Origin of the sequence: Sphingobacterium suaedae (assembly GCF_042684625.1) — a bacterium.
GTDB classification, from domain to species: Bacteria; Bacteroidota; Bacteroidia; order Sphingobacteriales; family Sphingobacteriaceae; genus Sphingobacterium; species Sphingobacterium suaedae.
In genome coordinates this window covers 77,339-101,705 of the sequence record NZ_JBHULR010000015.1, presented here as the reverse complement: position 1 = coordinate 101,705, position 24,367 = coordinate 77,339, and the positions used below count along the sequence as shown (strand labels likewise).

The window sequence follows — 24,367 nt, the reverse complement described above, 5'->3', positions numbered from 1 at the left end:
AGAATTTTCCGCACCGCAATTTCAAATCAACATAATAGGACCCGCTATATCTATTCCTACGATTTCATATTAAAAAAAAGCGTTTAGTAGTTACTAAACGCCTTTAACATATAGAATGGAAAACAATTTACGATTTTTCTAAACCTTTCGCGACCAATTCTTCCACATATCCACGTACGATTTCATTCGAAAACCGACTGGTGACATCGAAAGCGAACGCATGCACAAGTAATACACGGGCCGACTCCTCGCCAATACCCCGCGCACGCAGATAAAACAGTGCTTCGTCATCAAATTGCCCCATGGTACATCCGTGTGAACATTTGACATCATCAGCAAAAATTTCTAACTGCGGTTTCGTGTATACCGTAGACTTATCACCGATTAACATGTTATTATTTTGTTGAAATGCATTGGTTTTCTGTGCATCTTCGCGTACAAAGATCTTTCCATTGAAAACTGCCGTAGACTCGTCCTGAGGAATGTTTTTATACCATTCATACGATTCACAATGCGGTTTCAAATGATCAACAATCGTATGATTATCTACAAACTGACGACCAGACGTCAGATTGATCCCGTATAGGTGAGATTCCACTTCTTCGGCATCCAAACGAACGTTAATATTGTTTCTGACAAACGATGCTCCAGGCAAATTACAATTGTAATTATTATACAGGCTGTGCTTCTCTTGATAGATCTCCGTGTGTTGTATATAGTTACTTGACGATTCAGCAACCTGAAGATAGTAGTGCTGTACTTTCCCGTTTTCCTGAACTACGATTTCGCTTACCTTATTATGCAAATTTTTAGGTGTACCATCGAGTGTGATAAAAGATTCAATAATCTCTACTTCAGCGTTTGGTTCAACAACTATAAGATTACGCGTTTGTGCAAAAAACTCTTGTGTTCCAGCCGCCACGTGTACTATGTGTATTGGTTTGGAAACAACCTTGTTTTTAGCCACCGATAGGTACACACCGGCCGTTTGCAATGCGGTGTTTAACTGAACCAATATATTATCCGATTTATCGGCATGCTGTGCATAATGCAATCTGAAATTCTCTTCCGTATGCGCTTCTTCTATTGGTTTAACGGTTAAGCCGATTTCGTCTTCTAGCGAGGAAAAGGCCAACACATACTGGCCGTTAATCAACACGATACGATGTGCATCTAGGTCTTTGATATCTGCTTTGCGCGTATCCACCTGATCAACATTTACATCCGTATTTAACACATAATCGGTATTGACCAATGCATGAAGATTCGTATATTTCCACTCCTCGTTTTTAACGGTAGGAAAGCCTTCTTGCTGAAAACGATCAAATGCTTCTCGCCGTAAAGTTGTCAAATTTGCAGGCTCCTGAACCTTTTCCAAATCATGGAACGCGGAAACCAACTGTTGATATAATGAATCTGCTACTAATGTACTCATGTTATTTTTTGTCAATCCGCTACTCAAATTACCCATTGATAATCCTTATTATGCGGTTTGCGTGTCATATTCTTTTAACCAATCGTAACCTTTTTCTTCCAGTTCCAACGCAAGCTCTTTCGGTCCTGTTTTCACGATACGGCCATTGTAAAGTACATGGACGAAATCTGGCACGATATAATCCAATAGGCGTTGATAATGCGTAATAACCACAAACGCATTATCTTGGGAACGTAACTGATTCACACCATTGGCAACAATGCGCAGCGCGTCAATATCCAACCCAGAGTCTGTCTCATCCAAGATCGCAAGTTTTGGGTTTAACATAGCCAACTGAAATATTTCGTTCCTTTTCTTTTCTCCTCCAGAGAAACCTTCATTGAGAGAGCGGTTAGCCAGATTAGCAGAGAATTCCACCAGCTTTTGCTTCTCTTTTACTGCTTGCAAAAACTCCTTCGCTTCCATGGGCGGCAAACCTTTATATTCGCGGATATCGTTGACCGCGGTTTTTAGAAAGTTGATGTTGGAAACGCCTGGAATCTCCACTGGATATTGGAAAGCTAAGAACAGTCCTTCCCGTGCACGATCCTCAGGAGCAAGGTCCAATAGATCTACACCATCTAACAAGGCCGAGCCCTCTGTCACCTCATATGAGTCGCGTCCGGCCAGCACATTTCCTAACGTGCTCTTTCCAGCGCCATTTGGTCCCATGATGGCATGGACTTCGCCAGCTTTAACTTCTAGGTTTAATCCCTTTAATATCTGTTTGTCTTCTACAGACGCGTGCAAATTCTTGATTGATAACATTATATTCTTATTGCTTATTCTAGTGGAAATCTCGCGAGAAACTCCATTTATTCACTTCGTTCAAATTATCCTACAGATCCTTCTAAAGAGATCGCCAACAACTTTTGTGCTTCGACGGCAAATTCCATCGGCAATTGATTTAACACTTCCTTCGCGTAGCCATTCACGATCAAGCCAACGGCTTTCTCCGAGTCTATTCCGCGCTGGTTTAAATAAAACACTTGATCCTCACCTATTTTTGAGGTTGTCGCCTCATGCTCCAGTTTCGCAGTGCGGTTCTTATTTTCAATATATGGAAAGGTATGTGCACCACAGCGATCACCAATTAATAAGGAGTCACATTGTGTAAAGTTTCTCGCCTTATCCGCATTTGGACCTATTTTTACAAGCCCGCGGTAACTATTATGGCTCAAACCAGCTGAAATTCCTTTAGAAACTATTTTCGAACGCGTATTTTTACCCAAGTGTATCATTTTGGTTCCCGTGTCAGCCACCTGACGGTTACGAGTCATAGCGACAGAATAAAATTCGCCAACGGAGTTGTCACCCTTTAAGATCACACCCGGGTATTTCCATGTAATAGCAGATCCTGTTTCTACTTGAGTCCAAGAAATCTTCGAATTATCCCCTTTACAGATCCCGCGCTTTGTTACAAAATTGTAGATACCGCCCTTTCCGTCTTTGTCTCCCGGATACCAATTTTGTACGGTTGAATATTTTATTTCGGCGTCACGCTCTGCAATGAGTTCAACTACGGCGGCGTGCAATTGGTTTTCGTCACGCATAGGTGCCGTACACCCCTCCAAGTAGGACACATATGCACCTTCATCAGCAACGATCAACGTGCGCTCAAATTGCCCGGTATTTTCTGCATTGATACGAAAATAAGTAGACAATTCCATTGGACAACGAACACCTTTGGGTATATATACAAAGGATCCGTCGGAAAATACAGCAGAATTTAGAGCCGCATAGATATTATCGGTCTGCGGAACAACCGTGCCTAAATATTTTTTAATTAATTCAGGGTATTCCTGTACTGCCTCACCAAATGAACAAAAGATAACCCCCTGTTCTTTCAATTTCTCGCGAAAAGTAGTTTTAACAGATACCGAGTCGAACACAGCATCCACAGCCACCACGCCAGCAAGAATTTTTTGCTCATCGAGCGGAATACCCAATTTTTCAAAGGTAGCCAATAATTCCGGATCAACTTCATCCATACTTTCCAGCTGCTTTTTCGCTTTCGGCGCAGCGTAATAAGAAATATCCTGAAAATCGACCTCTGGATTTTCAAAATTTTGCCAAGTCGGCATCTTCATTGTTAAGAAATGTCGAAAGGCCTTCAATCGCCATTCCAACAACCATTCCGGTTCATTTTTCTTCGCGGAAATCAACCGAATAGTATCTTCATTTAGCCCCTTTGGAGCTATCTCCATTTCAATATCGGTTGTGAAACCGTACTTATATTCTTCGAGCTCTAGCTCTTTTAGTAATTCGTCGTCTTTGGTACTCATTTCTCTTCCCCTTTTATTAATCGGCGATCCCTACCTGCTTTTCGGACAACAAAGATACGATTAAATAACCAATAAACCCCACTTTTACGCGCGTGTCCAATCAGTTTTTGATAAAAAAAATGACAAATGTCATTTCCTTGTCTCCACGCCCATTTTCATCGAAAATTTATGACATTCACATGATTGCCAATAGATAGCGGTAATTTTATAAAGAAGTTAACATAAATTTTATCTATAGATAATAGTTGGTACACACACTTGATGTACGAAATATTATTCCGTATATTTACTTTTTGGAAAATATAATATTCACGCAACGCTGATTATAAAAATGCCATACCAACCAGACAAAACAGATCTAAAGATCCTGAAATTGTTACAGGAAAACGGGCGAATCACCAATTTACAATTGGCTTCTAACATTGGCTTGTCTCCTGCACCGACACTAGAGCGGGTACGTAAGCTGGAAAATTCAGGCTTCATAAAAAGTTATCATGCTTTTGTGGACGAGGAAAAACTTGGGCTCGGCATCAAATCGTTTATTCAGATATCGCTGGATTTTCATACACACAACGCTATTCCAGAATTTGTGGAGGCAGTAAAGTCTATCCCAGAAGTTACAGAATGTCATCACGTAACAGGAAATTGTGACTTTATACTCAAGGTTTACGTAAAAGATATTAAGGCCTATGAAGGGGTCATTATGGAAAAAATTTCCAAAATTCCTTTTGTAAAGACTTTCCAAACCATGATGATCATGTCGACAAGCAAAAAGGAGCCCATCGTCCCATTGGAGTATTAAACCAGATATGTATGCAAACGAATCATGTAAACCATAATGACCTTGCACTCATTCTTACTTGGCCGGATGCAACCATTCGTGGGGATGAAAAGTGGATGATGTTTTTTAAAAAAATTGGCATCGTAAAAAATTTGAATTTTAAAGTTGGACACACGGGCATCGTGCTGATCAAACGCGAAACTGGAGAAATGTTATTTTACGATTTCGGCCGATATATTACACCTCGGGGATTTGGTCGAGCACGGTCCAAATTTTCTGATCCCCGGCTAGAAATCAGACTTAAGGCAAAATTTGACGGACAAAGCCTCGTTAATCTAGAACGCATTATTTCGCAATTTGAGGTGCAAAAATCGGCCATGTACGGTGAAGGGGAATTGTATTTCTCCATTGCCACTGACATTAACTTCGAATTGGCCAAAGCATATGGTGACGATTGTGTTCATCAGGGGACTTTTCCATACGGCGCCGTAGCGCGGAACAATAACAATTGCTCCCGTTTTATCGCACGTATGCTTATGAAATCGTCCAAGAAATACAATTGGAGGCACAGCATCAATTTCCCTGAAACAATCAAGGCAAGCCCGATCAGTAACGTGGTTAACGCGGTTTCCGATCGTATGATCTATTCATTCACACCAGAAAAGGGGTTGCGCCGTTTCAAGATGAACCGTTGGCAGTCTTTTGGATTCCTACTGCGGAAATTAGGCGACAATGTTGCTATTCATAAAGCAAGTTTACTTCCAGACGATTTGATTATAGGGTGCATGCAATTTTCATCCAAACCGATTTCAGTACCAAAGGATGCACAATACCTTGGTGGCGTAGGCGATGGGGCTTGGTTCTCGGTACAGGCCGCACCTGCTGGTCGGGTTATCGTTAAACGTTTTACATCCAAGGGCGAACTCGAATATGTCATTCTAGGCGAAGCCATGGAAGAGCTCGACTTTACCGTGCCATTCGACATCGTGTATGACAGCCATCTTTTGTTTACACATGTGCGCCAAAATGGACGGAAAATCAGGATTAACCACATCCAGCGGCTAGCCACGGAAGACTATCACTTCAAAGATCTCAAAGAGCTGTACGCCTAATCTTAGAGTTGCCAATCGATGGGTTGCTTGGCATGTGCTTCGAGATAAGTATTTGCTTGGGAGAAATGTCTACAGCCAAAAAAACCTCGATAGACCGAAAGGGGCGATGGATGTACTGCTTTCAGAACAAGGTGCTTTTTTGTATCAATGAGGACTGTTTTCTTCTGCGCGTAGCTTCCCCATAGAATAAAGACCACATGGTCCAATTTTTGAGAAATCAAATGAATTATTTGGTCGGTAAATTCTTCCCATCCCTGCTTTTGATGAGACGCCGCCTGGTGGGCCCGAACGGTTAATGTCGCGTTCAACAATAACACGCCTTGCTTAGCCCAAGAAGAAAGATTTCCAGATGCGGGTGCACGGAATCCTGCTATATCTGTAGTCAATTCCGCATAAATATTCCGGAGCGAGGGAGGCAAGCCTATTCCGTCCGGAACAGAAAAAGAAAGTCCATGTGCCTGCCCGTCATTATGGTATGGATCTTGTCCCAAGATGACAACTTTTATCGCTTCAAACGGTGTCAATTTAAATGCATTAAAGACAAGTTCTTCGGGAGGAAATACAAGACTATGCTTTCGCTCTAGTTGAACAAAACCAGATAGCCGGCGCATAAACTCCTGCTTGAACAGGGGCTGCAGGATCGGATCCCAACTGGAGTGATAACGTTCTGCCATACACAAAAGTACAATTTTACAATTTTATCACCCAAACAAGTTGTATAAGCTCTAAAATAACCGGATATTTGTACTCGGTTTATTTAACTTGGAAATTTAGCATATGTCAAATATAGTTCGCATTATTCTGAGCAGCCTTTTATTAATTGGAACTGTGGTTCTATTTTGGTTCGGGCATTGGGGCTGGGGTATATTAGGAATACTCGTGACCATACTCGCATGGGTAACGGTCTTCTTCAACGAGAACATGTTGATCGCGCAGTGGTTTTTGCGGAAGGAAAACATGTCGAAAGCAGAGCATTGGTTAAAAAACATCAAGAACTACGAAAAGCAACTCATAGCAGCACAACATGGCTATTACCACATGCTGATAGGCATCATCGAATCGCAACGTGCCCCTCTACAGTCGGAAAAATACTTTAAAAAAGCGCTGACTTTAGGGCTTCATATGGACCACAATGTTGCCCTCGCCAAACTCAGCCTAGCAGGAGTAGCCATGGCCAAACGGAATAAACGCGAAGCTGAAAAGCTCTTATCGGAAGCAAAAAAAGCAGATAAAAATAAATTATTGGCCGATCAGATTAAGATGATGAAAGACCAAATGGCATTAATGGATAAGCAACAGTTTAGATATTCGCGCTAAAGCAAAAAGGTCGGTAAAAAACAATTACCGACCTTTTTTATTGAGGCTCTGCATAGACCAAAGGTCAATCTCCCACTTGTTGACAAACGTCTCGTTGTTTTATCGAAAAACAAACATTTTCTAAAACTTTTCGGTTATTATATTAAAACGAGTCTTCATGGATCTACATTCCGGCCTTCCGTATTGGATTGTTAAGAACGCACTTTACGATCATTACCAGCCATTGCGAAAAAACATACGAACAAGAGTTGCTATTATCGGATCGGGTATTACCGGTAGTCTGGTTGTACACGAACTGTGCAAACGAGGAATCGAATGTGTTGTTGTAGATAAACGTAGTCTTGGATTTGGATCTACAGCAGCGAGCACAGCACAGTTGCAATACGAAATCGACGTTCCTCTAAGTAAGCTCATCTCTTTGGTCGGCGAAAAAAATGCAGAAACTGCCTACAGAAATTGCCTACAGTCTATTGATGATTTACAACAGGTTTTGCAAGAAACAAATACGTCCGAGAGTTTCCAGCGGGTACCGACCTATCTTTTGGCAAGCGACAAGACCGGGCATCGGATGCTAGAACGCGAATATACTGTTCGGCAGAAGGCCGGCCTTCCTGTCGATTTCCTCTCCGCCAATCGAATTGCTGAAGATCTGGGAACCTTCCACTCCGCCGCCTTATATAACGACTCCTCTGCGCAGATGGACTGTTACGCTGCGAGCATCGGTATTTTAGACTACTATGGAAGACACGGCAAAACCGCCCTATATTCAAACACGTTAATTACAAAGTACCAGAAGTCAGCTAAAGGATATAGATTAAGCACAGCCGACGAATGTACTATTGAATGTGATTACGTCGTGATTGCTGCCGGATTTGAAGCGGGAGAGTTTCTTCCAAAACGCGTCATGGATTTGCTTTCGACCTACGTTATCCTATCCGAGCCCATAGAAGAGAAATACCTCTGGAATAAACGTGCTCTACTTTGGGAAACGAAAGCGCCCTACCTCTACATGCGAACGACAGCGGATAACCGGATTATTGTCGGAGGCGAAGATGTTCCTTTCTCTTCTCCGGATAAACGGGATGACTTGCTTCGTGAGAAATCTAAGCGCCTTGAACGCAAATTCAGAAAATGGTTTCCGGACATCCCTTTTGTTACGGAAATGAGCTGGTGCGGCACATTCAGTTCCACATCCGATGGCTTGCCATTCATAGGAGCTTGGCCAAGGAATCCGCGCATGTTGTTCACGTTGGGATACGGCGGCAACGGTGTTACATTCAGCATGATCGGCGCCCAAGTGATCGCACAAGTTATTGAAGGAAAAAAAGATGCCCGACTGAAATTATACGGTTTCGACCGGCCTCACATTAGCGGTTAATTTAGCTGGACTTCCTGTGTGATGAACTTGCCTTCCTCCGCACTATCTTCGTATACCAGATAGAGCATTCGAGCTTTTTTTCCTTTCCAATTTGCAACGTTGATTGTCAACGGCACCGGTGTATTTTCTTCCAATAAATAGTGTAGATAATTCTGCCGGTCTGCCAGCTGAACCAAAACGCGTCCCATTTTGATGCTTGCAAACAAATACTTCGTTCCATCTTCATCGATAACTTGCGTAGCATATGTATTCAACTTAAACTCTCGTTGATTCATCTTATACGAAATTAGAAAAAGATCCACATGCAATGTATCCCCTTTTGCATTGGTTCGGGCCGATTTTACATCTACTTGTACATCATCGATCACGTTAACAGACGGATCTTCCTGGCCGGACACGCTCGTGGCACAAAAAAAACAACATCCGAAGAAAATAAATAACAATCTATTCATGAGCGCAAGCGATCTGCCGACTTTATCAGTTTTTCATCTTTCCGAATGCCGCCAATAGCCATAGCTAAAAATATAACCGCTACGGGCAGGAGGAAGAATCCCACACCGACATTTCCCGCCTGAATCTTCTGAGAAATCGCATCGAGAATCGTGTTGGCCGAACTGTACATCCAAAAACCTAAAAGTGCAATCAGCAACATCTCCACAAAAACAAGAACGATCTGGCGTTTTCTATTTCTAAACTGGAATACGATCAATAGTGGCGCAACCACCACAATACCTGCAAATATGGCGAGCGGAATAGTACTATTCTCGCGCACCGACTCGTTATTAACTGAGGAGTATGTACCTGTTACGAAAATTTGCTTCCCGAGTCCTACCAGATCGATAAAACTTACATACGGGAAAACGAATAAGCCCAGCAATACTACTGCTGCAGCAAGTAACCAAACCGTTTGAATGCGTTGAATCATAACTTTGTTTTAACAGCGTGACAAACTTAGATAAATTTACGCTGGCTTGCAACACCGTTCCTCCTGTCAGCTTGAAAATGTCTATATCTGCTCGCGAAATTCACCGTTTATGCAACGGCTCACGAAAAAGTAGGGAACGGCGTATTCTCTAGCGTTATAGTACATAACAATCAAAAGGACAAAAGGATTGTTATTTTTATAATTACGCCAGCAAATCACATGATTTTATACCATCTGGTCGAGTACGAACGCACGACCAACCTCTGGACTATTTAATCTAACAATTTGTGCTTGGTCGCGAGCATGATCAAACTAGCAATGTTCGACACTTTAAACTTATGGAGCATGTTCTTTCGATGCGTTTCGACCGTCAACGGACTTAGAAAAATTTTTTCTGCAATTTGCTGGGAGGTCATACCTCCAGCAATTAAACTTAATATTTCAAGCTCTCGTTTTGTCAGGGAAGGAATACTCTCCAGTTCTGTCTTGTCTGGAGACGCGATGATCCGCTGTACTTCTTTGCAAAAAACAGTATTACCTTTGATAGCTTCATCGATTGCATTATGCAATTCCTTCTTATTGACATTCTTCAATAGATAGCCGTTCGCTCCGGCATTCAACATCTTCAGGATCATACTGCGTTCCGCATGGTTGCTTAGCCCCAATACAATGGTTTCAGGACGCATTGATTTAATTCGCTGGCACAATTCGATACCGTTTGTATCGGGTAGCATCATATCTAAAAAAACAATAGGGTATGGGATTTTCTGAAAAGCTTGCAGAAAGGTCGTACCGGATAGAAATCCTTCGATTTTATCGATGACATCATTGTTACGCATTAAGGTTTTTAGTCCCTCGATAATCATTCCATGATCATCGACAATAGCCAGTGTGAAGTTAGCGGTCGACATGTAATTCAATATTTACGGTGGTTCCTTCATTTTCCCCGGAAACCACATCCATTTTTCCCTGTAAGTAACGCACGCGCGTATCGATGTTTTTGATTCCGATCCCTTTATTTTTACGTTGGAAAAGAGCATCGCTATCAAAGCCAATGCCATCGTCCTCTACGGTAATGAAAATGATATCCTCGTTTTTGCTGCATTGCACAATGATCTGTTTGGGAAAGGCGTGTTTCAACGCGTTCGTCAACAATTCTTGAATGATACGATAAATCTGCACCTGCAGATCCCTGTCTAAGTCATGCGGAATATGAAATAGCTGCAACTCTATTTTTGTGACACCGGTTTTCAGTTCGTCGACCAAATCCTTAAGCGCGATCTCTAATCCGAAATGATTTAGAACAGCAGGCATTAGATTATGCGAGATGCGTCGCATCTCTTTGATAGAACGATCGATTCCGTCGATTAGAATGGGAAGCTCTGGATGCTGAATACTATCATGAACCTCCAGCAATTTGTATTTCAACGACGCAAGGATACTGCCTAACCCATCGTGCAGATCTCTGGACAAACGTTGGCGTTCTTTGTCTTCGCCCTCAATCATGGCGCGCAAGGCCAATAAATTCTCACGACTTTCTTGCTCCCGAACCTGTTGTTCGTGCTCCATTTCGCGTTGCAGTAACAGTGCTTGATTCTTCTTGTGGTTGAAATAGGCAAAAACACCTAAGAGAACTAGCCCTAAAATCATGAGAGCCACAGCCAGACGCATGTTCTGCTGATTCAGTTTAGTTTTCTCCTGTTCCAATTGTAAAACTTGAATCTTCTTTTCTTTCTCCAACGTCTGGTAACGCTCATCCGATTCCGCTAATGATGTACGCACCTGGCGGAACGCGGCCGTATCGATCATTCGTGCGTAATCTTTTGCCCATTGCAAGGCCATTTTGTAGTCTCCTAAGTGTTCATAAATAGTTATGTACCTTCCCGCATGCGTAATGCTGTCTTGGAGCGAATGGTAAGGATGCAAATTGCCGACACTGTCATTTTTAAGCATCCAGCCCAGCGCCAGCCTATAATCTTCCTGTGCCATACTGTTCAATGCAAGTTGAAAGTAGTGGCCAGCTTTACTCATTTGTGCCTCTGGATGTTCTCCTTTCGTACTTTGGATGGCTTTCCATAAAAAGGTGTTGCTTTTCGCGTAGTCTTTTGTTATCCGATAATATGCGCCGAGCGAGTAGTAATAAAAAGATTGTATCTCCAGATTGCTTCGGTTTTTTTCCGCAAAAACCCTATACTTTGGGATTAAGGATTCAGCTTTTGCAAAATGTCTACTAAAGGCGTAGCTGCGTAGTAACGTGGCATAGCAATCACTGATCGATATCTGCTCTTGTCCATGTTCCGAAAGGTATAGCAACGCTTCCTCCAAATATTTTTCGGATGCAGCATACTGCACATGGTTATGATAGAATAGGCCTTTCTTGTAAAGTAACTGCCCCATCCTCTCCAAGTCTTGCGCTTTCTTGGCATACGCCAATCCCTGATCGATAAACGACATTCCTTCACTATCCATATCTTTCCGTTGGTATAGAGAGGCTAAACTGGAATAACCTCGGGCGACCAAACTGTATGCTTCTGGCCACTTATACGCCTGCATATCGTTGATAAATAATTGCAAAAGGCGCTCACTGCGGGTAGGATCGTAATCCATTACAAAAAGTCCTTCATAATATTTACCGACAGTCTTCAGGTATGGGCTCCCTTTGGAATGGTGCGTCCCCTTTTCAAGATGTACCTTACTCGAGGCAGAATCAGTTGCCCCGCGGTAATATGAAAGCTGATAGTGTAAACGAGCTTTCGATGAGTCATCGACAGCTTGAAGTAGTTTCTGATCAAGCTTCTCAATTTCTATCGTATACGGATTTTCTTGTCCGCGTGTCTCATACAGAGAAAAAACAAGAAAAAATAGGACGATCCTTAAAAAACTATGTAGTAAAGCCATCAGACGTGCTAGTAAATCGAGATAAAAATAACCATAGTATGGTAGATTAAAAATACCGGAAAACAAGTAGAACACAATTTGCGGGTTTTCAGTAATCAAATTGTTAGAATATTTTTTACATAAACAGCATAATATACTTTTAGCTACCTTTGTTTGGTGGAACAGACAAAGCAACGTTTTTTTTTGGAAATCGCATACGACGGCACCGCATATCACGGCTGGCAGGTTCAAGACAATGCTGTCTCTGTACAGCAACGTCTCCATGAAGCATTACAAAAAATACTTCGTATTCCGATCGAAACCATTGGAGCGGGCCGAACGGACACTGGTGTACACGCGAGGCAACTTTTCGTACATTTTGACGCTGATGAGCAGTCCATCCTCGATACCGACCGTTTTTTGCATTCATTAAATGCGCTACTGCCCTATGATATTGCTGCAAAACGCGTATTGCCTGTAGCACACGACGCACACGCCCGTTTTGATGCAACGGAACGTTCTTACGAATACCATATACATTGGGGGAAGAATCCCTTTCTACGACATCGGTCTTGGCAATTAAGAGATCTTCCAAACAGCACTTTGATGAACCTTGCGGCTGAGCTTTTACTGGGAAAACAGGACTTCGGCTGCTTTTCAAAAAGCCATACTCAAGTATTTACGAACATATGTACGATCAAACATGCAGCCTGGGAAACAACGGCACACGGTCTGATTTTCCATATAACCGCCGATCGATTTCTACGCAATATGGTCCGCGCCATTGTAGGTACACTGCTGGAAATAGGACTGGATAAAAAACCGGTTACTTGGATGACTGACGTTATTCGGAGCAAAGATCGAGCGCAAGCCGGCACATCGGTACCAGCACATGGTTTATATTTAACACGAGTTATTTACCCTTATATAAGCGAATTATCTTGAGCGAACAGAAGATAACAGGCAAGACCTACGACAGTAAACTCCTCCGGAGGATGGCAAAATATATGAAGCCATATCAGGGCATATTTTGGGCGTCTGTCATTCTTACTATTCTTTTAGCGGCTGTAGCACCGGCACTTCCGATGTTAGTAGAATATACACTTGACAGGTACATTTTGAAAGCTGATGCATCCGGGCTAACTTGGATGCTCATTGCCATGATTGTCCTTCTTCTCGGACAAACAGTGATCCGTTATTACCATACATTAGCAACAAATGTATTAGGACAGAATGTGATCCGTGATATCCGTATTCAGGTATTCGATCATATTACGAAACTACGGCTGAAATATTTCGACAATACACCACTTGGAAAACTGATTACCCGAACAATATCTGATTTGGAAACCATATCCAACATCTTCTCCCAGGGACTAATACAGATTATTGGTGACCTGCTACAATTAGTCGTTATTTTGGGAGTGATGTTTTACACCGACTGGAAATTGACATTGATCGTTCTTATTCCAATGCCAATGATGATCTGGGCAACATACATTTTCAAAGAGGCCATGAAATCAGCATTTGTTGACGTACGGACGTGGGTATCCAATCTTAACACCTTTTTGCAAGAGCATATCAGCGGTATGGCTATCATCCAATATTTTTCGAGAGAAGAACAGGAGATGCGCAAATTTGACAAAATAAACATCAATCACCGGGATGCGCATATTAGGGCCAACTGGTATTTTTCGATCTTTTTTCCGGTGCTGGAAATTATCTTAGCTATTTCTACAGGATTATTGGTTTGGTACGGATCCAAACAAATTTTAGCGAATGTGATTTCTCCAGGTGTCGTAGTTGCGTTTTTAATGTATATCAATATGATTTTCCGGCCCATCCGCGAACTGATCGACAAATTCAACACACTGCAAATGGGGATGGTCTCTGCCGAACGTATTTTTGACGTGCTCGATACCGAAGAATTTACACCGGATCAAGGCACTTACGCGCCCGCGGATGTGAGGGGAGACATTACCTTTGATCATGTTTGGTTTGCTTATAACGATGAAAAGTGGGTATTGAAGGATGTCAGCTTTCACGTGCAACCAGGGGAAACATTGGCCTTAGTAGGAGCAACAGGTGCAGGAAAATCATCTACTATCAACATCCTCAGTCGGTTTTATGAAATACAAAAAGGTAGTATTCTTTTAGATGGTCGAGACATACGCGACTACAAGTTGGATTTTCTGCGTGGACATATCTCAACCGTTTTACAGGACGTTTTCTTGTTTGCGGATTCTATTTTCAATAATATAACACTTCACAATTCTTCTATCTCGCTGAACGATGTGATCGAGGCTTCAAAAAAAGTTGGAGCTTACGATTTTATCATGCAGCTTCCTGGAGGGTTCGACTATCAGGTGCAGGAACGGGGAGCAACTCTATCATCTGGACAAGCTCAGTTAATTTCTTTTATTCGAGCGCTGGTACATAATCCAACAATCTTGATTTTAGATGAAGCGACTTCCTCCATCGATACGGAAACCGAACTATTAATTCAAGCTGCGATTGATAATATGATGGTAGGCCGAACAGCAATTGTTATTGCTCATCGCTTATCCACCATACAGAAAGCGGACAAGATTATTGTATTTGATAAAGGAGAAATTAAGGAAGTTGGGACCCACAGTGAATTATTAAATATAGACGGTTACTATAAAAAATTGTACGATCTTCAGTTTAATTCGCTTGGCATTTAAATTCGTCTAACCTAAAGTGTAATTTGTGCCTAGCAAACCTATCTCCCGATTGGGATCGCAAAGATAAGCTGCTAGGACTTTATATCTTCAATTGGGGTGGATCATCTCATGGATCTGCCGCATATAATAGCCTTCGTTCATCGATTTTGTAAAATCAATCCATTCTTCGTGTTTAAATGTGAACACGATTTCTCGTACCGGAGTGTTCAATACGATTCGTGCGATACCATCGGGAAATCGAAAATACTCCTCTCCCCCCATTTTTGCTTTTATTGTTTCCCAAAAGCATCTATACTGCTCTGGGTCGAACGTGAGAAGAAATGCCTGGTGCCAGATGTAGCAATTTTTACATTGTTGGCAATAGCTTACCGTTGTGGTTCCGTTTGTGCTCAGTACTATGGATTGACACATTTTTATATTTTATTTAGATCAAATATAAATAAGATAATGGATTTGCCCAAACTATTTCACAAAACTTTCCATAATTTCAAAAAGATATCCAAAACTATATTCATTTACAGACAGGTGTGCTTTACCAACACCTTTGTTGGAAAATAGCATGATTGGCGGCCACATCCAAACTTCCGAATATGAACACATAAACACACGGTTTGACCCAAATAAAAAAGGTTACACAGACCGTGTAACCTTTTTTATCGAATGAAATTTGGACTTAGTTCAAGCCTCGTTTTTTCATTAAATAGGCCGGATTAGGATCTGTACCCCGGAAGGCTCGGTACATCTCTGCAGGATTACCTGTTCCGCCACGCTCCAAAATATTTTTCCGAAAAGAAATTGCCGTAGCCTCGTCATATAAAGACTTTTCCTTAAACGCAGCAAAAGCGTCAGAATCTAATACTTCTGACCAGATATAGCTGTAGTAGCCCGCAGAATAACCCCCAGAAAAAATATGCTGGAAATAGGTGCTTCTATAGCGCGGGATGATGGCATCTATTAGGCCTATCTTCTTCATCGAAGCGGCCTCAAATACGTTCGCACTGTCTTTAATCGGTGTTGTACGCGTGTGATAATCCAAGTCGAGCAAAGAGGCCGCCAGATATTCTACAGTTGCAAAACCCTGGTCGAACGTCCCCGCTTTTTCCATCTTGTTGATCAAAGAATCGGGTATCGCTTCTTTCGTTTTATGATGTTTGGCATACGTTTTCAGAACTTCGGGATCTGCCGCCCAATTCTCCATGATTTGAGAAGGAAGCTCGACGAAATCACGCGGAACAGAAGTTCCTGCAAGGCTTCTATATTTGACATTCGAGAGTAGCCCATGCAAGGCATGCCCAAATTCATGAAATAACGTCGTAGCCTCGTCAAATGTCAACAATGCCGGATTGTCTCCAACTGGTTTTGTAAAGTTGCAAACGATGGAGATTACCGGTGCAACGCGCTTGCCTCCTGCGGTAAATTGGCTCCGATAGGCTGTCATCCACGCTCCACTACGCTTCGATTCGCGTGGAAAAAAGTCAGCGTACAATAATCCCAAATGAGAACCGTCCCGATCTTTTACTTCGTAGACTTCCACTTCGGGATGATAAGTAGGCACGTTATTCAATGCTATAAATGTAAGTCCATACAATTTGTTTGCCGTTGCAAAAGCTCCCTCGCGAACGGCTGTTAGACTAAAGTAGGGCTTGATTTGCTCCTCGTCCAGTGCATAACGCGCTTTACGGATCTTCTCCTGATAATAACGCCAATCGTAAGGCGCTACCTGAAACGTATCCTTCGCCAATTGAATCTCCTTCTGGATATCTGCAGCTTCACTCTTCGCCTTTGCTAAGGCTGGTGTCCATATTCTGTTTAATAGTGCATAAACATTACTTGGGTTCTCAGCCATAGACTCTTCCAGTACATATGCCGCATGAGAAGCATAGCCCAGCAACTTAGCCTTGTTCAGACGAAGGTTTGCTATGTCAACAAGGATCTTTTTGTTATCCTGCGCATTACCGTTGTTCCCCATATGTTGGTACGCATTCCAAATCGCTTTACGCAGATTTCGGTTGTCTGCATACTGCAGGAAAGGCATAACAGACGGATTTTTGAGGGTAAATACCCATTTTCCTTCTTTGCCTCTTGATTTCGCCTCGTCCGCGGCTGCCGAAATGAGTGCTGCTGGCAGACCTGCTAGATCTTCCTTTTTTTCAATAACTAATTCATAGGCATTTGTCTCAGCTAACGCATTTTGCCCAAACTGTGTTGTCAAAACAGACAGCTCTGCATTTATTTTCTTCAACTTCTCTTTGTCTGCTTGAGAAAGATTGGCTCCGGATCGTACAAATCCTTTGTAAGTCTCCTCCAATAACTTCACGTCTTCCGCATCGAGGGTAAGCGCCTCGCGTTTATCGTACACCACTTTCACCCGGGCGAATAACTTTTCATTTAAGTATATTCCATCTCGGTGGGCAGACAAAATTGGAGCCAGGTCTTTTGCAATGGCCTGAATTGAGTCGTTCGTATTGGCCGAATTGATATTAAAGAAGACCGTCGAAACATTGCTGAGCAGAGACCCCGCATTTTCCAGCGCGACGATCGTGTTTCGAAATGTCGGTTCATCAGTGTTACCGATGATGGAATCTACCTCTAAATTGTGGATTTTTAAAGCCTCGTCAAATGCCGGCCGATAATGCTCTATCCTAATTTTGTCAAAAGGAGGAACCTGAAAGGGGGTCTCGTAGTTTAAAAGTAATGGATTATCTGTGGTTTGTGTTTTATTTTGATCTTGACAGCCTACAACGACAGCTGCCACGATCAAACAAAAGGGTAAGAAATTATTTTTACTCATTACTGCCAATTAAAATTCGAAGCAAAGATAAGGATATATTGCCTATAAATAAAGCGAACCAATCGTAACCCGTATTATCCCAGAATTTAGTCTCGGTCTAAAAACACCGAGCAGGTTATTCACGGTAAGCCCATGCGTGGTTATATCCTAAAATAGAATAAAAGATATACAAACAAAACCAGTCCATTGGCGGTACCACCAGCTTGGCGCTATTTTTGAATAACTCATGGTGTGAATCTATTACGGACAGTTGATAACATATGAAGGACAAATCCAATGATTGGAATCGTAGGCGGTGTTGGTCCGCTCGCCTGGCTAGATATTGCAACTAAAGTTATTGAGGAGGCGATAGCAACAACGGATCAGGAGCATCTTCCGCTGTTGTTATCGACACAACTCCATCGCGTCGCCGACAGGACAGCATACTTGCTCGGCAAGTTTGCGGAAAATCCCGGATTCGCTATTGCCCGCATTATTTAAAAATTCCCTATCATACAGCGCACGCGCTACGCATCTTTGATGCAAAAATTGAAATATCCTTAAACCTTTATTCAAAATATTATTCTATAATATCAAAATGTAGCAAAATTATATTGTCATTCGTTTTAATACAAAAGAACAAAAAATATGAAAAAAATTACTTTCAAAGGCTTCGGCTTGGTTTTAACCTTGATTACTTTTACTTCTGTTGCTGTCGCACAATCTACGGTTACTAGAGAAGATTTATCTATATTTCCAAAACCTGAAGCTGGATACAAAAAAATGGTTATCGACGTTCCACATTCTCAAAACGATGCGCACAAAAAAATCGAATTTACAATTGGAAAAATAATGGAGGTTGATGGATGCAACCACTTTGGACTACAGGGGACCTTGGAGAAAAAAGATCTCGTCGGCTGGGGATACAATTATTACGTTTTCAAAACAAACGGACAAGTGGTCAGTACACAGATGGCCTGTCCCGGTCAACCGAAACGACAGTTATTCGTATCTGCAGCACCAGAGATAGCTAACTATAATGGACGCCTACCGATTGTAATCTACGTCCCGCAAGATTATGATGTCCAATTCAAAATATATAAAGCGGAGGATGATGTCTTCCACGCCAGCGAAGTACGTCAAGATAATAAGTAACAAAAGGAAGCGACCTGCGGGTCGCTTCCTTTTGTTAGAATATCTTCTTCCACCAACTTTTAGCTATACCTACATACCATTTGCCGTCCTCTTTTTTAACAGGATACACCTCGATATAATCGCCCTGCCCCGGGTCTCCGCGCCCTGTCTGTAGATCAAAACGGTGTCGATGAAAAGGACATACCAATTTCTTTTCCTCACACCAGCCTTGCCCGAGATCTGCTCCCGCGTGCGGGCAGCGACTAGAGCTCGCATATAGCTGTCCATCAATCAGCACCAAACAGAGCTTCTTACGCCCTATTAATCGTTTTTCAATTTGGTTTTCCGCCTTTGGTGCCGGAACCAAAAACCATTCGTGCTTGTCCATACTTATAAAGATAGCAAGATTATAATCGTATGCCACCGTGTTCAACGGTGTAAATTCTACTAAAAATAAAAGCCTCCGATTATGTCGAAGGCTTTTATTTTATCCAGTGTTAATCTTATTGGAATTTTTTTCCGTTGATCTTACGCTCATTCTCTGTCAAGTAGATTTTACGCAAACGCATGGATTGAGGCGTTACCTCAATATATTCATCTGCCTGTATATATTCCATACATTCTTCCAGAGAAAACTTAATAGCTGGGGCGATACGTGTATTGTCGTCAGATCCTGAAGCACGCATGTTTGTCAACTGTTTTCCTTTGGTCACATTAATCGTCAAATCGTTATCGCGAATGTGCTCACCTAGAATCTGTCCTTCATAGATCTCCACGCCGGGATCAACGAAGAACCGTCCACGGTCCTGCAATTTATCAATCGAATAAGCCGTAGTAGAACCCGTATCCAAAGAAATTAAAACCCCTGCCAAACGTCCAGGAATTGTTCCTTTCCATGGTTCGTAACCTTTCAAACGGTGAGCCATCACAGCTTCTCCAGCAGTCGCAGTCAAAACATTATTCCGAAGACCGATAATACCGCGGGAAGGAATAGAAAATTCCAAGTGCTGCATATCACCTTTGCTTTCCATAACTAAAAGCTCGCCTTTTCTTTGCGTCACCAACTCAATAACCTTTCCTGAAACTTCGCCTGGTACATCCACAACAAGCTCTTCAATAGGCTCGCATTTAACGCCGTCAATTTCTTTAACAATTACCTGAGGTTGACCAACTTGCAACTCATATCCTTCGCGACGCATCGTTTCGATCAATACCGACAAATGAAGGATACCACGCCCATACACCAACCAAGCATCGGGAGATTCTGTCGGAACAACACGTAGGGCAAGGTTCTTTTCCAATTCCTTTTGCAAACGGTCATAGATGTGACGCGATGTAACAAACTTTCCTTCTTTACCAAAGAATGGCGAATTGTTGATCGTAAACAACATGTTCATTGTTGGCTCGTCGATATGCATCACCTCCAATTGCTCTGGATTCTCGAAGTCAGCTATCGTATCACCAATATCAAAACCTTCAATACCTACAACGGCACAGATATCACCTGCATGTACTTCCGGAACCTTAATCCGGCCTAATCCTTCAAACACTTGAAGCTCTTTGACCCGTGACTTTACAACTTTCCCATCACGTTTCACTAAGGATACCGGCTGATTTTCTTTGATTGTTCCACGAGCAACACGACCGATCGCGATACGCCCTACAAACGTCGAGTAGTCCAATGAGGTCACTTGCATTTGCAGCGTGCCTTCCGAAACTTTAGGCGCTGGGATATGGGTTAAAATGGCTTCCAGAAGATCCGTAAAATCAGTTGTCGGTTTTTTCCAGTCCGTAGACATCCATCCTTGCTTTGACGATCCGTAAAGAACCGGGAAGTCCAATTGATCTTCTGTTGCGCCTAAATTGAAGAATAAATCAAAGACATTCTCGTAAACTTCGTCGGGACGACAGTTTTCCTTGTCAACTTTATTTACCACCACGATTGGTTTAATACCAAGCGCCAATGCTTTTCCTGTTACGAAACGAGTCTGAGGCATCGGGCCTTCAAATGCATCGACAAGAAGGACAACACCATCCGCCATCTTCAATACTCGCTCTACTTCTCCACCGAAATCGGCGTGACCAGGCGTATCGATAATATTGATTTTTGTGTCTTTATATTTCACCGATACGTTCTTCGACACGATGGTAATACCTCGCTCTCGCTCTAGATCATTATTATCGAGTATGAGTTCACCGGCATTCTCGTTTTCACGGAACTGGTTGGTGAAATATAAAATCTTATCAACGAGGGTAGTCTTACCGTGGTCAACGTGTGCGATAATCGCAATATTTCTGATGTTTTGCATTGAGCGATAATGTATTATAAAAAATTCGAGGTGCAAAGATAATTATTTTGCACCTCAATTTTTTATTTTTTATATTATTATTTTATTACGCCTAGCGCTTTTCCCACTTTCGTAAATGCCGCAATGGCTTTATCCAAGTGCGCCATCTCATGTCCAGCCGAGATTTGCACACGAATCCGCGCTTTTCCTTGAGGTACAACCGGATAGTAAAATCCGATGACATATATCCCCTCGTCCAACATACGAGCTGCAAATTCCTGAGCGAGCTTAGCATCATACAGCATCACGGGAACAATTGGGTGGAACCCCGGTTTTATATCAAAACCAGCTTCGGTCATCTTCTCGCGGAAGTAAATTGTATTGCTTTCGAGCTTGTCGCGCAAAGCAGTAGTCTCGCTCAGCATATCCAACACCGCAACCGAAGCGCCGGCTATCGCAGGAGCCAGGGTATTGGAAAACAGGTATGGACGGGACCGTTGACGAAGCATATCAATGATTTCCTTTCGGCCAGACGTAAAACCACCTGATGCCCCACCCAACGCTTTACCCAGCGTGCCGGTAATAATATCTACGCGATCTATAACGTTAAATAGCTCGTGCGTGCCTCGTCCGGTCTTACCAACAAACCCTGAACAATGCGACTCATCAATCATTACTAGTGCTTCATACTTGTCGGCTAAATCACAGATCTTGTCCAACGGGGCCACAGAGCCGTCCATAGAAAAGGCACCGTCGGTTACGATGATACGATGGCGCGCACCCGAAGCCGCCTGCAACTGCGCTTCCAGGTCTTCCATGTCGCAATTTTTATAACGGAAACGTTGTGCCTTACACAGACGCACGCCGTCGATAATAGAGGCATGGTTCAGTTCATCTGAAATAATAGCATCTTCCGCCCCCAATAAAGGCTCGAATACCCCTCCGTTTGCGTCAAATGCCGCCGCATAGAGAATGGTATCTTCCGTCCCTAAAAATTTTGAAATCTTGGCTTCCAGCTCTTTATGAACATCCTGTGTTCCGCAGATAAACCGTACCGAAGACATACCGTACCCATGCGAATCAATGGCCCGCTTTGCCGCTTCTACTACCTTCGGATGCGAGGAGAGCCCTAAATAGTTGTTTGCGCAGAAATTGATCACCTCTTGCCCAGTGCTCACTTTAATATCGGCTCCCTGTGGGGTGACGATAACGCGCTCCTCTTTATACAAACCCGCCTCTTTAATAGCCGCAAGTTCTTTTTCTAATACAGGTTTTAGTGTTTTGTACATGTGAATACGTTGAAAAGTTAAAGTAAAAACAGATTGCGACCTCCATCGGTTCGGCAAAGCATCTTTTTAAGGCTGCTGCAACACGGGGTCGTGCGAACTGTTCTACGAAGATAAGGGTATATTTTAAAATGAGGGTAGGAAATCGATTGCTCAATTTTCATTCATACCGTAATGCATCCACTGGATCAAGCTTAGACGCCTTCGACGCCGGATAATACCCCGAGAGCATTCCTACTCCCACACAAACGGATAGTCCCAGCAACATCCACTTCCAGGGCACGATAAAATCGGCGCCAAGTGCTAGTGCCAACAAATTCCCGATAGCAATCCCCAACAGAATACCGGCAACACCGCCTAACAGACAAATAACAATCGCCTCCATCAGAAACTGCTTACGGATAACAGTTGGTGTGGCACCGATCGCTTTCCGAACGCCAATCTCCCGCGTTCTCTCCGTAACGGAAACCAACATGATATTCATCAATCCGATGGATGCTCCAACCAACGTGATAAAGGCGATAACGATCGCACCGATGGTTACATACGCTAAGTTTTGCATCAAAATCTGCGCCACAGCATCCGATTTGACGATCTCAAAATCGTTAGTCTGTTTCGCATTCAGTCCCCGTATTTTACGGAAGGTAGCAACAGCTTCTCCTTCGGCCGCTTCCATCCGGAAAGGGTCGGTCGTCATCACGGTGATGGTGTAGGATGGATTAGCCTGTCCCATCATGGCCCGCCCTTTTGAAAGCGGCACAAAACAAGCCTTGTCTGCACCAAATCCCGCGCTTGACCCCTTCTTCTCCAAGACCCCAACAACGGTGAACCGGTCGCCTCCTAGCGTAATATATTCACCCAGCGGATTCTTGTTGTTCTTGAATAATTTTGTTTTGATTTCCTCGCCAATAATCACGACACCGGCAGCATTTTCTACATCTTGCGACGTTAAATTCCGTCCGTCGGCCAATTTATAGCCTGAGGTCTGCAAATAATTTTCATCCGCACCAACGACACCGATATTGGGATTCGTCTTCTCCGCCCTGTACTTCGCCGTCGCCCCCCAAGTGACATTGGCGCTTAGTGAAACGATCGCATGGAAATCAAGGTTCCGTTTGAAATCCAACGCATCTTGATAGGTGATCGCCGGGAACACTTTTGCTTGACTCCCCGACTCGCCAATACGCACATTTATACCACGGTTCCGGATATTGAAGGAATTTGATCCCATCGATGAGAATGAGTTTGTCAACGAACTCTGTATAGCATCAATAGACGTTAAAACACCAATCAACGCTGTGATGCCTATGGCGATGATCAGCGCCGTCAGGAATGTCCGCAACTTATTGCTTACAATAGACTGTAAGGCAAGTTTAACATTCTCACGGTAAGACATATTAACGGACATGGCGAGTTCTTTTCACCAAAATACGGTAAAAAGTGACAAGTAAGAAGCAAAAAATGAAAAACCGGTTGGTGTTCAGTTAGTCGATCCGCTTCCATGTTTCGGTACGCCCCAGCAGCGATACCCCCATATAGCCTCGTATATCCAATTTATCCCTTCCTTTCATCGTCATTTTGCAACTGTAGGTTTTTCCAGATTTGGGGTCATAAATTTGACCTCCCGTGTAGGTCTGTCCATCTTTTACGAAGTTTGTTAAAATCTCGAGCCCCTGGATTTTTCGACCACGCAAAGTTGCTTCGGGGTTTTTCTCATCCTTCTTGTTCGCGTCTTTAATCCAATACAGTTTACCAAAATACTTGTCTCCTTTCTTATAAATCTCAATTTTCCCCTCTCCGCTTGGGTTTTGCCATTTCCCAATAACAGGGTCAGTGCTCTGCGCAAAGGTGAAGACAGAAACCAGCAGTGCGCAACAGGTGATCATTAAATTTTTCATATATCATTGTTTATAATTGTGATCTAAATATACAAAATTTCTATGCAAGCATAACAATCTATGGTATTTATTATTTCATAACAGGTAAAAAAACAAGAGGTTTGGCATTTTTTTTGACTCACACACGGTGTAACACG

23 protein-coding genes are annotated in these 24,367 nt (G+C 42.7%); 8 read left to right on the top strand and 15 right to left on the bottom strand.

What is annotated here, in order from left to right:
- Window positions 1–127: 127 nt before the first annotated feature.
- The 3 genes from sufD to sufB all read right to left on the bottom strand — a co-directional run bounded on the left by sufD (window position 128) and on the right by sufB (window position 3,759).
- Window positions 128–1,435, bottom strand: coding sequence for a Fe-S cluster assembly protein SufD (sufD, locus tag ACFSR5_RS16190; protein WP_380905506.1), 1,308 nt, complete (start codon window positions 1,433–1,435; stop codon window positions 128–130).
- A 48-nt stretch (window positions 1,436–1,483) separates the two neighbouring features.
- The gene (gene sufC / locus ACFSR5_RS16185; RefSeq protein WP_380905505.1) at window positions 1,484–2,242 is read right to left on the bottom strand and encodes a Fe-S cluster assembly ATPase SufC; all 759 of its coding nucleotides are present in this window, start codon (window positions 2,240–2,242) and stop codon (window positions 1,484–1,486) included.
- Between the two features lie 65 nt (window positions 2,243–2,307).
- On the bottom strand, window positions 2,308–3,759 hold the full coding sequence (gene sufB, locus ACFSR5_RS16180) for a Fe-S cluster assembly protein SufB (RefSeq protein WP_380905504.1): 1,452 nt from the start codon (window positions 3,757–3,759) through the stop codon (window positions 2,308–2,310).
- A 331-nt stretch (window positions 3,760–4,090) separates the two neighbouring features.
- Here sufB and ACFSR5_RS16175 point away from each other — a divergent pair, with 331 nt between their 5' ends.
- A complete protein-coding gene (locus ACFSR5_RS16175) occupies window positions 4,091–4,561 on the top strand; it encodes an Lrp/AsnC family transcriptional regulator (protein WP_380905503.1) in 471 nt (156 codons plus the stop codon).
- An 11-nt stretch (window positions 4,562–4,572) separates the two neighbouring features.
- The gene (locus tag ACFSR5_RS16170) at window positions 4,573–5,652 is read left to right on the top strand and encodes a DUF6695 family protein (protein WP_380905502.1); all 1,080 of its coding nucleotides are present in this window, start codon (window positions 4,573–4,575) and stop codon (window positions 5,650–5,652) included.
- Between the two features lie 2 nt (window positions 5,653–5,654).
- Here the strand turns inward: ACFSR5_RS16170 and ung are convergent, their stop codons facing one another.
- Window positions 5,655–6,326, bottom strand: a complete 672-nt coding sequence (ung, locus tag ACFSR5_RS16165; RefSeq protein WP_380905501.1) for a uracil-DNA glycosylase — start codon at window positions 6,324–6,326, stop codon at window positions 5,655–5,657.
- A gap of 103 nt (window positions 6,327–6,429) precedes the next feature.
- On the opposite strand from ung, the gene ACFSR5_RS16160 reads away from it, so the two are divergent.
- Both ACFSR5_RS16160 and ACFSR5_RS16155 read left to right on the top strand, forming a co-directional pair.
- The gene (locus ACFSR5_RS16160) at window positions 6,430–6,969 is read left to right on the top strand and encodes a DUF2892 domain-containing protein (protein WP_380905500.1); all 540 of its coding nucleotides are present in this window, start codon (window positions 6,430–6,432) and stop codon (window positions 6,967–6,969) included.
- A 157-nt stretch (window positions 6,970–7,126) separates the two neighbouring features.
- On the top strand, window positions 7,127–8,347 hold the full coding sequence (locus ACFSR5_RS16155) for an NAD(P)/FAD-dependent oxidoreductase (protein WP_380905499.1): 1,221 nt from the start codon (window positions 7,127–7,129) through the stop codon (window positions 8,345–8,347).
- On the opposite strand, the gene ACFSR5_RS16150 is transcribed toward ACFSR5_RS16155, so the two are convergent.
- The 4 genes from ACFSR5_RS16150 to ACFSR5_RS16135 all read right to left on the bottom strand — a co-directional run bounded on the left by ACFSR5_RS16150 (window position 8,344) and on the right by ACFSR5_RS16135 (window position 12,170).
- Window positions 8,344–8,799, bottom strand: coding sequence for a hypothetical protein (locus tag ACFSR5_RS16150; RefSeq protein ID WP_380905498.1), 456 nt, complete (start codon window positions 8,797–8,799; stop codon window positions 8,344–8,346). The genes ACFSR5_RS16155 and ACFSR5_RS16150 overlap by 4 nt on opposite strands.
- Window positions 8,796–9,272: a DUF4293 domain-containing protein gene (locus tag ACFSR5_RS16145; protein WP_380905497.1), complete on the bottom strand. Its 477-nt coding sequence runs from the start codon at window positions 9,270–9,272 to the stop codon at window positions 8,796–8,798. Before ACFSR5_RS16145 ends, ACFSR5_RS16150 begins: the two co-directional genes overlap by 4 nt.
- A gap of 272 nt (window positions 9,273–9,544) precedes the next feature.
- A complete protein-coding gene (locus ACFSR5_RS16140) occupies window positions 9,545–10,183 on the bottom strand; it encodes a response regulator (protein ID WP_380905496.1) in 639 nt (212 codons plus the stop codon).
- A complete protein-coding gene (locus ACFSR5_RS16135) occupies window positions 10,170–12,170 on the bottom strand; it encodes a tetratricopeptide repeat-containing sensor histidine kinase (RefSeq protein WP_380905495.1) in 2,001 nt (666 codons plus the stop codon). Before ACFSR5_RS16135 ends, ACFSR5_RS16140 begins: the two co-directional genes overlap by 14 nt.
- Window positions 12,171–12,326: 156 nt before the next feature.
- Here ACFSR5_RS16135 and truA point away from each other — a divergent pair, with 156 nt between their 5' ends.
- The gene (gene truA / locus ACFSR5_RS16130) at window positions 12,327–13,094 is read left to right on the top strand and encodes a tRNA pseudouridine(38-40) synthase TruA (RefSeq protein WP_380905494.1); all 768 of its coding nucleotides are present in this window, start codon (window positions 12,327–12,329) and stop codon (window positions 13,092–13,094) included.
- A gap of 50 nt (window positions 13,095–13,144) precedes the next feature.
- On the top strand, window positions 13,145–14,854 hold the full coding sequence (locus tag ACFSR5_RS16125) for an ABC transporter ATP-binding protein (protein ID WP_380905902.1): 1,710 nt from the start codon (window positions 13,145–13,147) through the stop codon (window positions 14,852–14,854).
- Window positions 14,855–14,941: 87 nt separating this feature from the next.
- Here the strand turns inward: ACFSR5_RS16125 and ACFSR5_RS16120 are convergent, their stop codons facing one another.
- Both ACFSR5_RS16120 and ACFSR5_RS16115 read right to left on the bottom strand, forming a co-directional pair.
- A complete protein-coding gene (locus ACFSR5_RS16120; RefSeq protein WP_380905493.1) occupies window positions 14,942–15,265 on the bottom strand; it encodes a hypothetical protein in 324 nt (107 codons plus the stop codon).
- A 262-nt stretch (window positions 15,266–15,527) separates the two neighbouring features.
- A complete protein-coding gene (locus ACFSR5_RS16115) occupies window positions 15,528–17,645 on the bottom strand; it encodes a M3 family metallopeptidase (protein WP_380905492.1) in 2,118 nt (705 codons plus the stop codon).
- A 276-nt stretch (window positions 17,646–17,921) separates the two neighbouring features.
- Here ACFSR5_RS16115 and ACFSR5_RS16110 point away from each other — a divergent pair, with 276 nt between their 5' ends.
- Complete coding sequence (locus ACFSR5_RS16110; RefSeq protein WP_380905491.1) at window positions 17,922–18,125, top strand: hypothetical protein; 204 nt, start codon at window positions 17,922–17,924, stop codon at window positions 18,123–18,125.
- Between the two features lie 147 nt (window positions 18,126–18,272).
- The gene (locus ACFSR5_RS16105) at window positions 18,273–18,779 is read left to right on the top strand and encodes an ecotin (RefSeq protein WP_380905490.1); all 507 of its coding nucleotides are present in this window, start codon (window positions 18,273–18,275) and stop codon (window positions 18,777–18,779) included.
- 34 nt (window positions 18,780–18,813) lie between these two features.
- Here ACFSR5_RS16105 and ACFSR5_RS16100 read toward each other — a convergent pair whose 3' ends face one another.
- The 5 genes from ACFSR5_RS16100 to ACFSR5_RS16080 form a co-directional block, all read right to left on the bottom strand.
- A complete protein-coding gene (locus ACFSR5_RS16100; protein WP_380905489.1) occupies window positions 18,814–19,146 on the bottom strand; it encodes a Rieske (2Fe-2S) protein in 333 nt (110 codons plus the stop codon).
- A 115-nt stretch (window positions 19,147–19,261) separates the two neighbouring features.
- Window positions 19,262–21,067, bottom strand: a complete 1,806-nt coding sequence (gene typA / locus ACFSR5_RS16095) for a translational GTPase TypA (protein ID WP_380905488.1) — start codon at window positions 21,065–21,067, stop codon at window positions 19,262–19,264.
- 77 nt (window positions 21,068–21,144) lie between these two features.
- Window positions 21,145–22,335, bottom strand: a complete 1,191-nt coding sequence (gene kbl, locus ACFSR5_RS16090) for a glycine C-acetyltransferase (RefSeq protein ID WP_380905487.1) — start codon at window positions 22,333–22,335, stop codon at window positions 21,145–21,147.
- Between the two features lie 157 nt (window positions 22,336–22,492).
- On the bottom strand, window positions 22,493–23,740 hold the full coding sequence (locus tag ACFSR5_RS16085) for an ABC transporter permease (protein ID WP_380905486.1): 1,248 nt from the start codon (window positions 23,738–23,740) through the stop codon (window positions 22,493–22,495).
- A 76-nt stretch (window positions 23,741–23,816) separates the two neighbouring features.
- Window positions 23,817–24,230, bottom strand: a complete 414-nt coding sequence (locus ACFSR5_RS16080; RefSeq protein ID WP_380905485.1) for a DUF2147 domain-containing protein — start codon at window positions 24,228–24,230, stop codon at window positions 23,817–23,819.
- Between the last annotated feature and the right edge of the window lie 137 nt (window positions 24,231–24,367).